Source organism: Natronorubrum sulfidifaciens JCM 14089, from assembly GCF_000337735.1.
Lineage (GTDB): Archaea > Halobacteriota > Halobacteria > Halobacteriales > Natrialbaceae > Natronorubrum > Natronorubrum sulfidifaciens.
This window is the reverse complement of sequence record NZ_AOHX01000061.1, coordinates 1-13651: the sequence shown is the minus strand read 5'-3', so window position 1 is coordinate 13651 and position 13651 is coordinate 1. Positions and strand designations below refer to the sequence as shown.

12 protein-coding genes are annotated in these 13651 nt (G+C 55.7%); 6 read left to right on the top strand and 6 right to left on the bottom strand.

What is annotated here, in order from left to right:
• Window positions 1-206 precede the first annotated feature (206 nt).
• Window positions 207-500, bottom strand: coding sequence for a HalOD1 output domain-containing protein (locus tag C495_RS16970; protein WP_152418934.1), 294 nt, complete (start codon window positions 498-500; stop codon window positions 207-209).
• Between the two features lie 413 nt (window positions 501-913).
• On the opposite strand from C495_RS16970, the gene C495_RS16965 reads away from it, so the two are divergent.
• Window positions 914-2425 carry a GAF domain-containing sensor histidine kinase gene (locus tag C495_RS16965; RefSeq protein WP_008165177.1) on the top strand — a complete coding sequence of 504 codons (1512 nt, stop codon included), beginning with the start codon at window positions 914-916 and terminating at the stop codon, window positions 2423-2425.
• Between the two features lie 16 nt (window positions 2426-2441).
• Here the strand turns inward: C495_RS16965 and C495_RS16960 are convergent, their stop codons facing one another.
• The 4 genes from C495_RS16960 to C495_RS16940 all read right to left on the bottom strand — a co-directional run bounded on the left by C495_RS16960 (window position 2442) and on the right by C495_RS16940 (window position 7614).
• Window positions 2442-2825, bottom strand: a complete 384-nt coding sequence (locus C495_RS16960; protein WP_008165175.1) for a hypothetical protein — start codon at window positions 2823-2825, stop codon at window positions 2442-2444.
• The gene (locus C495_RS16955) at window positions 2822-3709 is read right to left on the bottom strand and encodes a ParA family protein (RefSeq protein WP_008165172.1); all 888 of its coding nucleotides are present in this window, start codon (window positions 3707-3709) and stop codon (window positions 2822-2824) included. Before C495_RS16955 ends, C495_RS16960 begins: the two co-directional genes overlap by 4 nt.
• A 954-nt stretch (window positions 3710-4663) precedes the next feature.
• Window positions 4664-5923 (bottom strand): orc1/cdc6 family replication initiation protein, encoded by a 1260-nt coding sequence (locus tag C495_RS16950; RefSeq protein WP_008165171.1) that lies wholly within the window; start codon window positions 5921-5923, stop codon window positions 4664-4666.
• A gap of 1301 nt (window positions 5924-7224) precedes the next feature.
• Window positions 7225-7614: an ArsR/SmtB family transcription factor gene (locus tag C495_RS16940; RefSeq protein WP_008165170.1), complete on the bottom strand. Its 390-nt coding sequence runs from the start codon at window positions 7612-7614 to the stop codon at window positions 7225-7227.
• A 460-nt stretch (window positions 7615-8074) separates the two neighbouring features.
• On the opposite strand from C495_RS16940, the gene C495_RS16935 reads away from it, so the two are divergent.
• The 4 genes from C495_RS16935 to C495_RS16920 all read left to right on the top strand — a co-directional run bounded on the left by C495_RS16935 (window position 8075) and on the right by C495_RS16920 (window position 11345).
• Window positions 8075-8509, top strand: a complete 435-nt coding sequence (locus tag C495_RS16935; RefSeq protein WP_008165168.1) for a hypothetical protein — start codon at window positions 8075-8077, stop codon at window positions 8507-8509.
• Between the two features lie 224 nt (window positions 8510-8733).
• Entirely contained in the window at window positions 8734-9159 is a 426-nt protein-coding gene (locus tag C495_RS16930) for a RidA family protein (protein ID WP_152418932.1), read from the top strand.
• Window positions 9160-9244: 85 nt separating this feature from the next.
• Entirely contained in the window at window positions 9245-10423 is a 1179-nt protein-coding gene (arsB, locus tag C495_RS16925; RefSeq protein ID WP_008165164.1) for an ACR3 family arsenite efflux transporter, read from the top strand.
• Between the two features lie 13 nt (window positions 10424-10436).
• A complete protein-coding gene (locus tag C495_RS16920; RefSeq protein ID WP_008165162.1) occupies window positions 10437-11345 on the top strand; it encodes a universal stress protein in 909 nt (302 codons plus the stop codon).
• Between the two features lie 474 nt (window positions 11346-11819).
• On the opposite strand, the gene C495_RS16915 is transcribed toward C495_RS16920, so the two are convergent.
• Complete coding sequence (locus tag C495_RS16915) at window positions 11820-12686, bottom strand: DMT family transporter (protein ID WP_008165160.1); 867 nt, start codon at window positions 12684-12686, stop codon at window positions 11820-11822.
• A gap of 246 nt (window positions 12687-12932) precedes the next feature.
• Between C495_RS16915 and C495_RS16910 the strand changes: the two genes are divergently transcribed.
• The gene (locus tag C495_RS16910; protein WP_008165158.1) at window positions 12933-13424 is read left to right on the top strand and encodes a pyridoxamine 5'-phosphate oxidase family protein; all 492 of its coding nucleotides are present in this window, start codon (window positions 12933-12935) and stop codon (window positions 13422-13424) included.
• The last annotated feature ends 227 nt before the right edge of the window (window positions 13425-13651 follow it).

Here is a 13651-nt window from a genome sequence, read left to right as displayed (position 1 = left end):
GAGCGTGAAATCCGTGTTCAGCAGTAGCTTATAAACTGTATACCGATATAACGAATGTGACCCGCAGGAGAGCTGCGACTACAGGGAGTCGCAGAGCCGTGTGTGTGGTTTCGGTCGAATCTGTGGACAAGAGCGACAGCAGGTCATGTCTCGAGCACGCGTTTTATATCAAAATGCGAATTATTACGGGAGAAGGAACGGTCCGATCAGGCCGTGCTCGTGTCACGGATACGTACTGTGTCGGTCTGAACGACCGAAATCGTATACTCATCGACCGTGAATTCGACGCTGATAGCGGTGTCAGCATCTTTCGCATGTCGGTGAAAGCTGATCAGCGCATCCGGGCTAATATGGTTATATAATGGCTCGAGTTCGGTAACGGGGACGTCTTCGAGCACAGCTAACCCTCTCAGAATCGTGTCCAAGATCGATTCCGTATGACGTCGTTCGGCCTGAATTTCAACCTGAGAGGAGTTCTGGAGACGGTTGTGAGGATCCATAGAACCCGTTCTCGTTGTATCCTAAAGAAGTTTGCTGCAGATATGTTGTTTTACGTTCGAGTGGTTTAGAAAGTGGTTGAACTGAGTTTTATCTACAGGGCTAACGACAGACCAGAGTTCCAATTATTGTTATAGTGCTGTGTTATATTATGTTTCGTTGATAAAGAGATCGACAGCAGTGCTCGCGGAGACTGCTGCCACAAATCCACCATGCCGAACAGAGTTGGAGCGTAAACGAAAGTACGCCAACCGCCCGGGTGAAGTTCCGTGTCATCTGCCTTGCAGTTCTAACACTGTCGGACAGCAGTCAGTGAAACAGGAAGCGACGCCAACAAGTGAGATATATCAATAGATTCCTATACTGTTCTTACGAACTGTCCGTGATCGCAATATTGAGTACTGGACTCCGAAGAGTGTTTTCGTCGAAACGGCGTGCAGGGGCCACAATCGGCGGTATCGGGCTGCTGTTAGCTGTTGTTCACAGCGTTCATCTCGTAGCGCACGACAAGCCACCGCTGGCACTGATCGTCGGTGCGGTCTTTCCGCTAGGCCTCTCGTTGCTGATCAGCTACCTTGGATACTGGACGACACAGCAGGATTTCTCACAGCAGTACGTAGCCACGTTGACGACGTGGACGGTGCTGGGTGGGGCTGCGATGGGAATGCTCATCGGGACGATTTCGTTCCATCAGTACCTTGCCGGAGAGCTCCCATCGGATGCCGTCTTCCAACTCGCAGTGGGCACGACTGGAGGCGTTCTCGGGGGATTCCTGCTCGGGCGATACGAGATACAGATGCGACGACGGTCGAATCGCATCGAAGCACTCCAGAAAGCGACGAGTACGTTCGTCGATGCGAAGACCAAAACGGACGTCTGTGAACAAACAGTCCAACTGGCAGTATCGGAGCTTCAGTTGCCGCTCACTGGTGCGTGGCTGTACAACGAGGCTGAAAATCGCCTCGAGCCAGTGGCAGTGGCTGCGGAGGGTCGGGAGACATTCGATGAGCATCCGACGTACGAGGAAGGGGAAGGGCTCTCATGGGACGTATTTATCACGGGGGAGCCACAGGTGTACGATGATCTGCGTGACCATCCAGAACGCTACAATCCGGAGACGCCCGTCCAAAGCGAAATGATTCTGCCGCTTGGCGCTCACGGGATCCTCAACATCGGCTCGAGAGAACCCAACGCGTTCGATTCGGTCGACGTTTCGACAGCCAAACTGCTCGCCTACGCCGCGGGCGCGGTCCTCGACCGAGCAGCACGCGAAGAACAGTTGCGCGCACAACAACGTGAACTCGAGGACCAAAACAATCGGCTCGCCGAGTTCTCGAGTGTCGTGTCGCACGACCTTCGAAACCCACTGACCGTTGCACAGGGGAACCTCGAAGTGGCGAAAACGGAGTGTGATAGCACATCCTTGTCCGAAATCGAGGCTGCACACCAGCGAATGGATGAGCTGATCAGGGATTTACTGGGGCTTGCGCGTGCGGGACAGACAGTTGAAAACGAAAAGCCAGTGAGTCTCAGGCCGGTTGCGACCGACGCGTGGAAGATGGCCGAGTCGGAGGCGGCCAGTCTCGCGTTTGCAACCGACGGGATGATGTTCACCGCCAATGAGAGTCGCATTCGGCAACTGTTCGAGAACCTGTTCCGGAACGCGATCGACCACGGCGGGCCTGATGTAACAGTCCATGTCGGAGAACTCGACGACCAAGCTGGATTCTATGTCGAAGACGACGGCCCAGGGATTCCACCGGACGATCGCGACCAAGTGTTCGACGCAGGGTATACGACCCACCGGGACGGGACCGGACTCGGGCTCGCGACTGTCCGTCGCATCGCGACTGCCCACGACTGGTCGATAACAGTAACGGAGAGCAAGGCTGGCGGGGCTCGATTCGAATTTCGGATAAACCAGTGATCAGGTGATCAGGATATCACGCCTGTCGGCGCGTCTCGAGGATCTGTTCGGGTACTTCGTCGATATGCTCGAGGGCGACTTTGAGAAGCGCATCGTGAACCTCTCGGGTTTCGTCGTCACGGATGCCCATCCGTCGCAGTTCGGGCGTGACGGTGAGTCCGAGTTGGTCCTCGAGGGCGTCCCACGTTTCACCGCGTGCGTACAGCGGCCGCTGGCGGACAGCGCTGTATTCGAACGCCGGACCGGATACTGCAGGCTCGTCGTCAGATGCCTGCTCGGACGCTGTCCGGGCCGGCGGCGATGTCGGTTGGCTCGAGTCATCGTCAGTAGCCGGTGTCGCTGCGGTCACGTCAGTGTCGTCGTCTTCGTCATTTCCGAGATCGTCAAAGGGGTTCGTCATCGGTCGATCCCCCCATTGGCAACGATCGTCGCGAGTTCTTCATAGTGTTCGATCTGATCACTGTCCGGATCGTACTCCTGCAGCGGCTTGTTTTCCTGCAGCGACCGCGAGAGCGAAGACCGATGTCGAATGCCCGGTTTCGGCGCGGAAACCTCACCCGCATCGACTCGGGCGAACTCGGTGGCCGTGATCCGGGCGAACGACGGCACGGCTTCCTTGAGTGGCTGGCCGGGGTTGACCTCGTAGCTCGCCGTATTCAGGTTCTCGAGCAGCTCCCGATCTTCGGTCTGCTGGTCGATTCGATCCGAGAGTTTGTTCGGGACGACCGCGAGGACGTCGACGTCGATGTACTCTCGAGCCGGCTCGATGAGCCGTTCCATCGTCCGTTTGTAACCTCCGATCGCACTCGAGCCCGGTTCGATCGGGATCACGACGTTCCCCGTCGCGACCAGCGCGTTGTTGTTGAGCATCCCGGGATACGCCGGACAGTCGAAGACGACGTACTCGTACTGCTCGCCGAGAAGCGGATCGACGATCTTCGATTTCACGCGGGCCGATCCTTGCATCGCGCCGGCGAGATCCTTCTCGACGTCCTCGAGCGTGTTCGAGGACGGCAACAGGTCGAACCCGTGCTCGGTCGACTGGATGAGATCGTGGGGTGTCGCCGTCCCCTCGAGAATGACATCACCGAGGTTCACGTCGCCGTGATATGCATCCTCAAAACCGAGACCGTTCGTTGCGTGACCGTTCGGGTCGAGATCCGCGAACAACGTCTCGCCGCGTTCGGCGAGCTGTCGGGCGAGATTCATCGAGGTCGTTGATTTGCCGACGCCGCCTTTCAGAATAACGACGCTTACTGCGCGTGGCTCAGTTGCGGTTGCCATAGTGAGGTTCTCTCCGCCGCGATAGCAATAGGCACCTATTGTATACAGAATGCCTGCTTTAGCGGACATTCAGTATACTTTTACGGTTCATCTTAATTCTACCGCAGGTAGCTTAGATAGGTGGCTCAGATACAATAGGTGACTCAGGTTCAATAGGTGGCTCAGGTGAGCGAGGTGACTTGCCTAAACCACCTATTATAGCTATTGTACCTATTACAGCCACTGAGCGAGAGATAACTATCGAGCCTACTACACCTATTATAGCTATTGTAGCTATTCGACCTGTCTGATGGCGGTATGGAAGGTTCGTTTTCCAAGCTGGTGTCGCTACTCGAGAAGAACGGACAACCGCCGATCGACAATCGATAGCAGTCTTCGCTCGCGCTCGAGGGGCGCGGACGTGTTCAAAAACGCCGGCCGAAGCCGGCAGCCGACTCACCCTCGTTGGTGGTGTGTCAATCGAGAGGTGATCAGCGACCGGAACGATCAGTGGGACACTGATGGCCGGTCAGTGGCGAGAATACGATGGTGTCTCGTACAATCGAACGAATTCCGTCGGAACGACCGAATTCCTCCCTACTCGCCAGATAGGCAATTCGGTTGACCCTAAATAACGTTGTTGGCCAGCGACGTCACCACAACGAGCGTGGGCCACTGACCGTCACTACACACCTGTCGTGCGACGAGAGTGCGGGTCGGAGCGTGCGCGGGTCAGAGCGAACGACGTAATCGAGACCCGCGGGAACGCGAACGGGGAGGAACGATTCATGAGCGAGGACTCGAGCGAGAGCCACAGACAGTGCGATGGGTGGAGATCAGGTCAGTTGTTACGGGAAGGTCGAAGCGAAAGTCTCGTCCTGCCAACACCACCATGTCCGCTGTTCTCATGAGAAAGCAAACCAGAAACAGCGGACATCATGGTGTCAAATACACACCATCAGCGAGCGGATGGTATCAATGGAATTCAGTTAGTGACGTGTTCTCGCCGGGTGAATCGAGTTCGGAGAAATGGCTTTGAAGAGAATCATGAACACCAACGTCGTCGAGAACGTCATCGAGCGCCGATAAGATGAGATCGAGATCCATATCGAGCGTGTATTCCCGATACGTCCCGCCACGGCGACCCTCATTTCGCTCAGTGACCGAAACGAGCCCGAGCATGGCGAGTTCCGAAAGGTGATCGCGCATCCGGCGCGGGACGAGTGGATCACGGCCAGCCCGCTGGGCGAAGCTCGTATATCGCGGTCTCACATCCCGCGATCGGATCGGCGTCTCGTCTTGAAGATGAAGCGTAAGCAGCGAGTATAGAACGAGATGACCGTGTTGGGTGAGTCCGCTGATTCCCTCTTCGATACGCCCACGTTCTAGGTCATGACGACCGGATTCAACGTGGGTTTCGGTGACTGTAATCGTCTCTTCTTCCTCTCGAGCGAGATCGCCAGCTTTCATCAGCAGGTCGATCGACTGTCTGGCGTCGCCGGCGTCTTTTGCACCGTAGGCGGCACAGAGTGGAATCACCGCATCGTCGAGCACACCATCGTGAAACGCAACAGCGGCACGCTGCTCGAGAATTTTCTGGAGGTCTCCTGCGTCATAGGCTGGGAAATGGATTTCCTGTTCACACAGCGAGCTTTTCACTTTAGGTGAAAGGTCATCACGAAACGAGAAGTCGTTCGAGATCCCGATGATCCCGATCTTCGCACTGGAGAGGTTATTGTTCGCACGAGCACGCGGGAGTTGATAGAGGATCGAGTCGTCTTCAACGTGGTCTACCTCGTCGAGTACGATGAGATTCGTCCCAGCGATTTCGTCGAGATCTTCCCACAACATCTCATAGACGGTCGCCCGCGGATAGCCGGTCGTGCTGATCTGGTTCGTTTCATCTCGAAGTTCATTGACGAGACGTGTCGCGATCTGGTACGAAGACGTGAGCCCATCACAGTTGAGAAAGGTGAGGTGAAGATCGATATCGTCGTACTGGCTCGCGTCTTCCTCGAGATGAGAGAGGAGATACCGGGTGGCTGCAGTCTTGCCGACACCAGTTTTGCCGTAGAGAAAGACGTTGTTCGGTTGTTCGCCGTTGATTACCGGCTGGAGTGCAGTCTGGTACATCTGGATCTCTTCGTCACGCCCGACGAGCTGTTCCGGTTGATAATCCTCTCGCAGTGCATCCCGGTTTTTGTAGATTTCAGTATCACGCTCGAACAACCCCATTCACGATCACTACAATACTGTTCACCGGTAGCTTTTATAAAACCACCGTGTCCGCAGTGTCCGCTGTTCTATTCATTTATTACATTCTCTGGAACACACCCCCCCCACTTTGTCCGCAGTAACTAGCTCCGAAGGTGGGGGTGGGGGTCAACGGGGATCTCTAGAAGGGAAAGTTTTAGTATAGTACAGCGAGAGTTAGTCCGTACTGCAGTATCATTGTATCTTGTGTGGGGTTAAGAGATATCTTAACCCCATACAAGATGAAACTATCTTTCCTCTCACCCCCCACCCCCTCTTTTTCGGTAGAACAGCGGACAAAGTGGGGGGGGTGTGTGAAGCACATCTTGTACGCCACAGCTCTCATGTGTTGCTCTTTCTTTCAGAGATACGATCCCGTTTCGGATCCATCATCCTCTTCGCTAAATCTGGCATCTCAGACACTCTAACACGGGCTCCCGTGTGTTGCCTCTCTTGGCTCTGTTACCGATCTCCGATAGCTTTCTTGCTCTTACTTTCCGCTGCCGCATCTTTCATCCGTCTACCACACCACTATGTCCGCTGTTCCTGCCATTGGAACGTCTCCTTCTCGAAAGAACAGCGGACATAGTGGTGTGTTGTCCCAGTCTCGAGACGCACTGCTCGTCGAGTACCTTCGTGGCTGTTGCTCCGAGCCAACCTTCAAAGAACGGAACGTCTGCCGCCACTGTTTTAGACGGATTCACAAGCGGAAATAAGAGACTGTCCTGGGGCTTGACTTCGAGGTAATTCACTCAGTCATTGTTTATCGTGAACGGACTGCAAGTCGGACACGTCTGTGGATCCTCACAAGCGATCGTCTTGATGGACTCTCGATCTTGGTCTGGCGCGTCCGTGGCGTGTTCTCGTTTCGTTTGCGGTTGCGCCACAGCGTAGGTGGTCGTTCTGGATTGAGTGTTGGTAATCGAGTAGAGTCCATCTCTTGACCGGGTGTTGGCGTAGATTCCATGCTGGCTCGGTTTCTCAACTGAGGGGGCTGTCAGTCTGTCGCGCAGCTTTTTGATGACGCTTGTGATTCCCGCCATTTGTCTCTACTCTTCAATTGAGGCTTTATTCAGATAACTCCTTCGACTGTGGGTAGGGATATGAACTAATACGGCCTTCTGCTGTTTGATTAGGATTCTCTTTCAGATTCAGCGATTGAATATACTCAAAACTAACACTCTCATCTCGCTGATATCGCAGCCGGTCCAGCCGACTGTTTGTTGGTGAGTGTGATGGCATCCTGTGCAAGCAACACCGGGCTGATAGACGTCGTGTCGATGTCAGCGTGACCCGTCGAGAACAGTGAGAAGCGCACTCGCCCGGCTAGTTGCGCGATATTTCCGCCACCGGCCGTCTTTCCGTTTCGTCACAAGTCCAGCGTCGACGAGCTTCGAGAGTGCATGGCTCACAGCGCTGTCACTGACGTCGACGAGTGGTGTGATCTCACAGACACACAGTTCGTTGTCCGCCTCTACCAGCAACCGGACGAGTCGATATCGCGTCTCGTTACCGAGCGCTGACAGCGTTTGTACGTCGTTCGAAATGATCTCTTCATCGAGCAACCCCTCGAGGGTATCGAGATCGTCGAGTCGCGCCTGCAGATCCTCGTTCTGGCACTCCCCGAGCTCATCCTCGAGGTACCGTTGAAGCCGATCTGCTGTTTCAGACATTGTCCGATAGTTGTAGACACCTTCAAATAAGCGTTCCGTAGGGTAGCATCCCGATGTTCTCGAGTTCATGACTGTGTTCGTGGAGTGTGACTGTTCTTGAGCCAGCTCTTCCGATGGCGTTTGCGGCAGTGCTTGTATGGCTTGTATGGCTTGTATGGCTCCCCTTCGCTGATCTCGAGACGGTTCAGTTGTTCCGATAGGGGGTGTCTGGTGGCTCAATATGTTCTTTCGATAACTGTCCAGTACGCATCACTTATAAACAATAGTCTCAGTCGCACTACTAATCGAGTGGATTTTAGCTTGACATTTTAGATTGAAACCGTTCTTGGGTTTCATATTACTGTTCGAGATGGCTCTCAACTGGGTACCATGCCGTAGCGGAAGCGAGTTGCCAGCGTTGGAGACGACGGGACAAGCAGTTCTGATACGCAGTACCCACCATACAGCAACGACACCAATCATGAAACGCGCACTCACGCTTGTACTGACTCTTGCATTGATCGGCAGCCTCGCATTTATGGGGTTCGCTGGAACAGCAGCTGCGGACGCGACCATCGAGAACAACGCTGACCTCGGACAGGACACCAATGCGGAGACTGATCAGTCTCAGGACTCCGATCAGGCCGCTGATCAAGATGCAGTAAATTATCAGGATCAAGGCGCTACGCAGTCCAACACGGCTTGGTTAGGCGATAGCATCGCCCTCTCGGTCCACGGCAATGCCGACGCGTCGAACAGTGTCGATCAGCAGAACGAACTCGATCAGGAGCAGAACGCTGACATCGACCAGGATATCGATCAAGACTCCGATCAGGATCAGGACGCTGACACTGAGGCTGACAGTAACTTCAACCAGTTCCTCGAGATACTGGACGCCATCAACTTCGGCTTCTGATACTAGAACTGCCGTCTAGTCATCATTTCCATTTCCTGTTTTATTAAATCGGTGTTCGTCGGCGTCGCAACGTCGCTATAGTACCAACTGAAACGAGTGACACACAGACCGCAGAGCCGTCATGCGATCTGGTGTGCAGTGACGGTCAGTGGCTACTATAGTGTGCCACGTAGTCGTGCAGCCGATTGGCCATCTTTATACCTGAGCAGTTGTTCATACGATGTATGGGTCGCTCGAGCAGTAACGAATTTTCACAAACGACGCAATTGGATAGTGGAAGCAATCGAAAGCACGACGAAATGAGTCGTACCGGGGCGTTCGAGAAGCGACTCGATAACTCCGACATCGCCTCTCTCGAGGGATCTCTTCCCGAAACTATGGTGATTGTATTGAATGGTCGTTCAACCAATGGGCGGACTTCGACTCGCTTCGACGGGCCCGGAAACGCTCTCTCTGCGAAGGGACTGGAGCTGACGAACGCGATGAAAACTGAGGGACAATCGACCGAGCTGGCCGATCGGGGCGTCGTGGACGACCCGTCTCACTCCCCGCCCGGTGGCGAATACCCATCGGGAACGACGGCTGGAATCCGTTCGCTTCCCGCTGGTGCGGCTGTACAGTTCGATATCATCGCAGCTACAGCACAATGACGAGACAGATGTATACTCGAATAGGGCCACTGGTGGAGCCTCGAACGGACAACTGGACGAATCGTTACCGAGGTGGTGATCGCTGATGAGTGGCCTCGAGCACGAACACGGGCCGGACTGTGGCTGTCCGGACTGTGGTGATCCACGGTCGATGGATTTCCTCGATAAGTACCTCACCGTCTGGATTTTCCTCGCGATGGGGATCGGTGTCGGCTTGGGCTACGTTGCACCGTCGGTTGTCGATCCGATCCAGGACTACTACCTCGTCGAGATCGGGTTGATCGCGATGATGTACCCGCCACTGGCGAAGGTCAACTACGGCCAGTTGCCGCGGGTGTTTAGCGCGTGGCGCGTGCTCAGTCTGAGTCTGATCCAGAACTGGCTCATCGGCCCGACGTTAATGTTCCTGTTAGCGGTGGTCTTCTTCAGTGGACTCGTGCCACCGTTTCCGGCCCACCCCGAGTACTTCCTCGGACTGATCTTTATTGGGATGGCTCGGTGTATCGCGATGGTCCTCGTCTGGAACGACCTCGCTGACGGCTCGAGTGAGTACGCTGCGGGTCTGGTCGCGTTCAACAGCGTCTTCCAGATCATCACCTACGGGGTGTATATCTGGTTCTTCGCGCTGTTCCTGCCGCCACTGTTGGGAATGGACGCGCTGGTCGCCGGTATCGGGACGTTCGACATCACGATCGAACAGGTGTTCTGGGCGATCGCGATCTTCCTCGGGGTCCCCTTCGCCGGCGGGATCGTGACCCGTCTGGGCGGTGTTAGATCGAAGGGCGAGGAGTGGTACGAGGAGCAGTTCGTACCGAAGATCAGCCCGCTGACGCTGATTGCGCTGCTTTTCACCATTATCGTGATGTTCGCCACACAGGGCGACAACATCCTCGCGCAGCCGACCGATGTCGTCTGGATCGCGGTCCCGCTGACGATCTACTTCGTCGTGATGTTCCTCGTGAGCTTTGCGATGGGGCGTGGAATCGGCGCGGACTACTCGACGACGACCGCGATCGGCTTTACCGCCGCCTCGAACAACTTCGAACTCGCGATTGCCGTCGCCGTCGCGGTCTTCGGTGTCGGCTCCGGCGTTGCGTTCGCGACCGTCATCGGGCCGCTGATCGAGGTTCCCGTCCTGCTCGCGCTGGTCCACGTGGCTATCTACTTCCAACAACGGTTCGATTGGGGTGGCTACGAAACCGGCCGACTCGAGGACGTGACCACAGCCGAAACCGATCCCGCAGAGTCCAGTACAGACGACTAACCGCACACAGACCATGACAATCGAAACACTCCTGATTCCGACCGATGGAAGCGACCCGGCCGAAGCCGCTGCCCGACGTGGGTTCGACCTCGCAGCCCAGTGTGATGCGGCTGTCGACGTCCTCTCAGTGGCAGACGACACCATCGCGACCGGTGCGGGATACTCGGGAGACTCCCAGTCGATCCGAAAGCGACTCCGCGAACAGGCGACCGCTCGAGCGACCGCGCTTCGAGACGACGCGACAGACTGTGGGCTCGAGGCCACCGCTGTGACTCGTGAGGGAATACCGAGTAAGGAAATCGTCGACTACGCGGACGAACACGCCATGGACGCCATTGCCATCGGCACGTCCGGTCGCGGTGGTGTCTCGCGTGCCGTCGTCGGTAGCGTCGCCGACAAGGTCGTCCGAACCGCGTCGGTTCCAGTCGTGACGATCAACCCGGAGGCAGCCAGCGAAGCGACCCGGAAGCTGACTGTCGACTCGATCCTGCTTCCAACCGACGGAAGCGACACTGCCGAGGCAGTGATCCATCACGGCATCGAGCTCGCAGCCCAACTCGATGCAACGGTTCACCTCCTGTCGGTGATCGATAGCGACCGTGCACAGGTGTTTTCGGCGCTTGCCAACGCGGACGCCGACATCGCGGCTGAACTCCGCGAGCGGGCGACCGACGCTCTCGATGAACGTGCTGCCGAGGCTCGAGCCTGCGATATAGATGTGGTTACAACAATCAGAGACGGCGATCCTGCCGAGGAAATCGTCGACTACGCTGACACAGAAAGCATCGATCTGATCGCGATGGGGACCGCCGGACGTGGTGGGTTCGAACGATTCATCGTCGGCAGCGTGACGGACGACGTCGTCAGAACAGCATCAGTGCCAGTGGTGACGATGCGATCGAACGAAGCCGACCAATACTAGTCTTCAAAACAATTGAACAATCTTTCAGACGCACACTGTCTTGTGTCTGAGGATGAGCCACGAATGACGGCTTTGTGACGAATACCTTTCTGGAAGGCTAGTGGCAGTATCCTTTCAATATATTGGTCGAATCCGAGAACCTGAATCGCTTCGAGAACGCCGACACAATTATTTTAATATATACTCAGTTATTCTGTGGAGTGTTTAAACAAGCTAGGGTCGTCAACCATTGACATACTCCTTGTGGTGATTTGCCCATCATGAATCGCTTTTGAACGGAAATCTGCAACGGATCTGCTACCTACAATGGTCAGAGAGATATTTGTGATAACCCGTTGCAAACACCACTGCGTCCGCTGTTGTACTGTCGCTTGAGTCCGTACACTGACTCCGTTGTGCTCTGATCGAGAACAGCGGACAGAGTGGTGTATCAGTGTTTCGATTTCCATGTTGCAGAAACTGTGTGAGCCAATATCAGAGGCTCTCGCGTTGGATCAAGATCACGCCCGTGATCACTAGCGTTCCACCCACGACTGTCACGATCGTCACCGGTTCTCCCAACAGGAGCGCGCCCAGTGCAACTGTGACGGCGGGTTCGGCGGTGCTGATGACACTCGCCCGACTCGCCCCGATCTTTGCGATGCCGGCGAAGAAGGTGAGGACGGGAATCACTGTCGCGACAACCGCGATCGCAACGGTGACTCCCCAAGCGGTGACTGTCGCCGGCATCGTTAGTGTGTCCGTTCCAGCTCCGAACACGACGAAGGTCACGGCCGCAGCGGGTAGCACGAACGCCGTCAGTAACTCGGCGTCAACCGTCACCAGCGCCTGCTGGCTGACGACAATGTACAGTGAGTATGCAAGCGCCGCACCGAGCACGATTGCGATCCCTCGAGGGTCGACACCGGCTGGATCTGCACCGGTGATGAGTGCGACACCGGCTACCGACAGACTCAGTGCGATCAACAGGTGTCTGGTCACCCGCTCCGGGTTCGTGATCGCGACGATGCAGACGACAAACGCGGGGTAGGTATAGAGGACGATTGCAACCATTCCTGCCGTCATAAACTCGAGGCCAAAAAAGTAGAGCCCGCTCTGTGTGGCATAGCCGATACCGCCGAGAGCGAGTGCAATTGCCAGCGTCCGTCCGGTGAGAAGTCGAAACCGCCCTCGAATCCGGAGAATCGTCCAGACGACGACCGTTGCGATGCTGAACCGCAGTGCGAGCACTGCTGGAATCGAGAGTCCTTCTTCGGCGGCGAGCACACCGAAGATACCGAGCGTCCCAAACCCAACCGCAGAGATGAGCACGAACACGATCCCGATCGTCTCATCGTCCATACACTGTTGCTGTATCTATTCTTCAAAAGGCCTCCGCCTTGGACGACGGTCACTCCTCCGTTCGGTTTTCCCCTCAGTCTCTCCAATATCGGATCGGTTCCGAGACCAGTATTCTGTTTCGCCCTGCCTAATGCCAGACCACCACGATCGGTTTCGATCGATCGCGTTCGAAGCGGTTCCCGCTTGTGAACAGTGTGTGAGAACCGAACAAACACCTTAGACGATCCACCCTCTCCTTGTTACCTGATGACGACCGATACACTCCGTGACTATGGCGTGGTTCGAATGGACGACGACGAGATTCGGAACTTCCTCTCGAGTCAGAGCGTCGGCGTGCTTGGACTCCCGACGGACGACGCTCCGGTTCTGCGTCCGATGTCTTTTTGGTTCGATGGGGAGTCATGCATCTACATTCTCTATGTTCTCGGATCCAGTAGTCGGAAAGCCGAACGCACTGACAGTACAGCTGCCGCTCGATTCCTCGTCTACCGCGCCGATACACCGTTCAACTGGACGAGCGTCCTCCTTACTGGATCGATCACTGCCGTCCCGGAGCGCGAACGAGAGACGATCCGCGAGGACATGGAGATTCGATGGCGACCGGACGTGTTCGAACAGGCCAGCACGTCGGCAACGACCGAACTGTATCGACTCGAGATTGAAGAGCAGGCGGGTGTCAAACATCTTGGGCTACCATCCGGATTCGAACCAGACTCGTCCGATGATCAGTCGGCTTGATCTTCTTAAACGATCAATCTTTACTATAAACGTGCGCGCACGCTCGCGACTATAACAACTTACTTCGTTGTCACGAGTGACATCCCACAACTGATCGTGTGTTCGTCGACGAGCCATTGCTGAGGTAGTCACTCACACACGTTGAGGGGGTCGGTTCGTAGGCCTTATATAGTAACCGGGGATTATCGATATAATACGCAGAAGATGAGGACTCCACACCTGCGGTC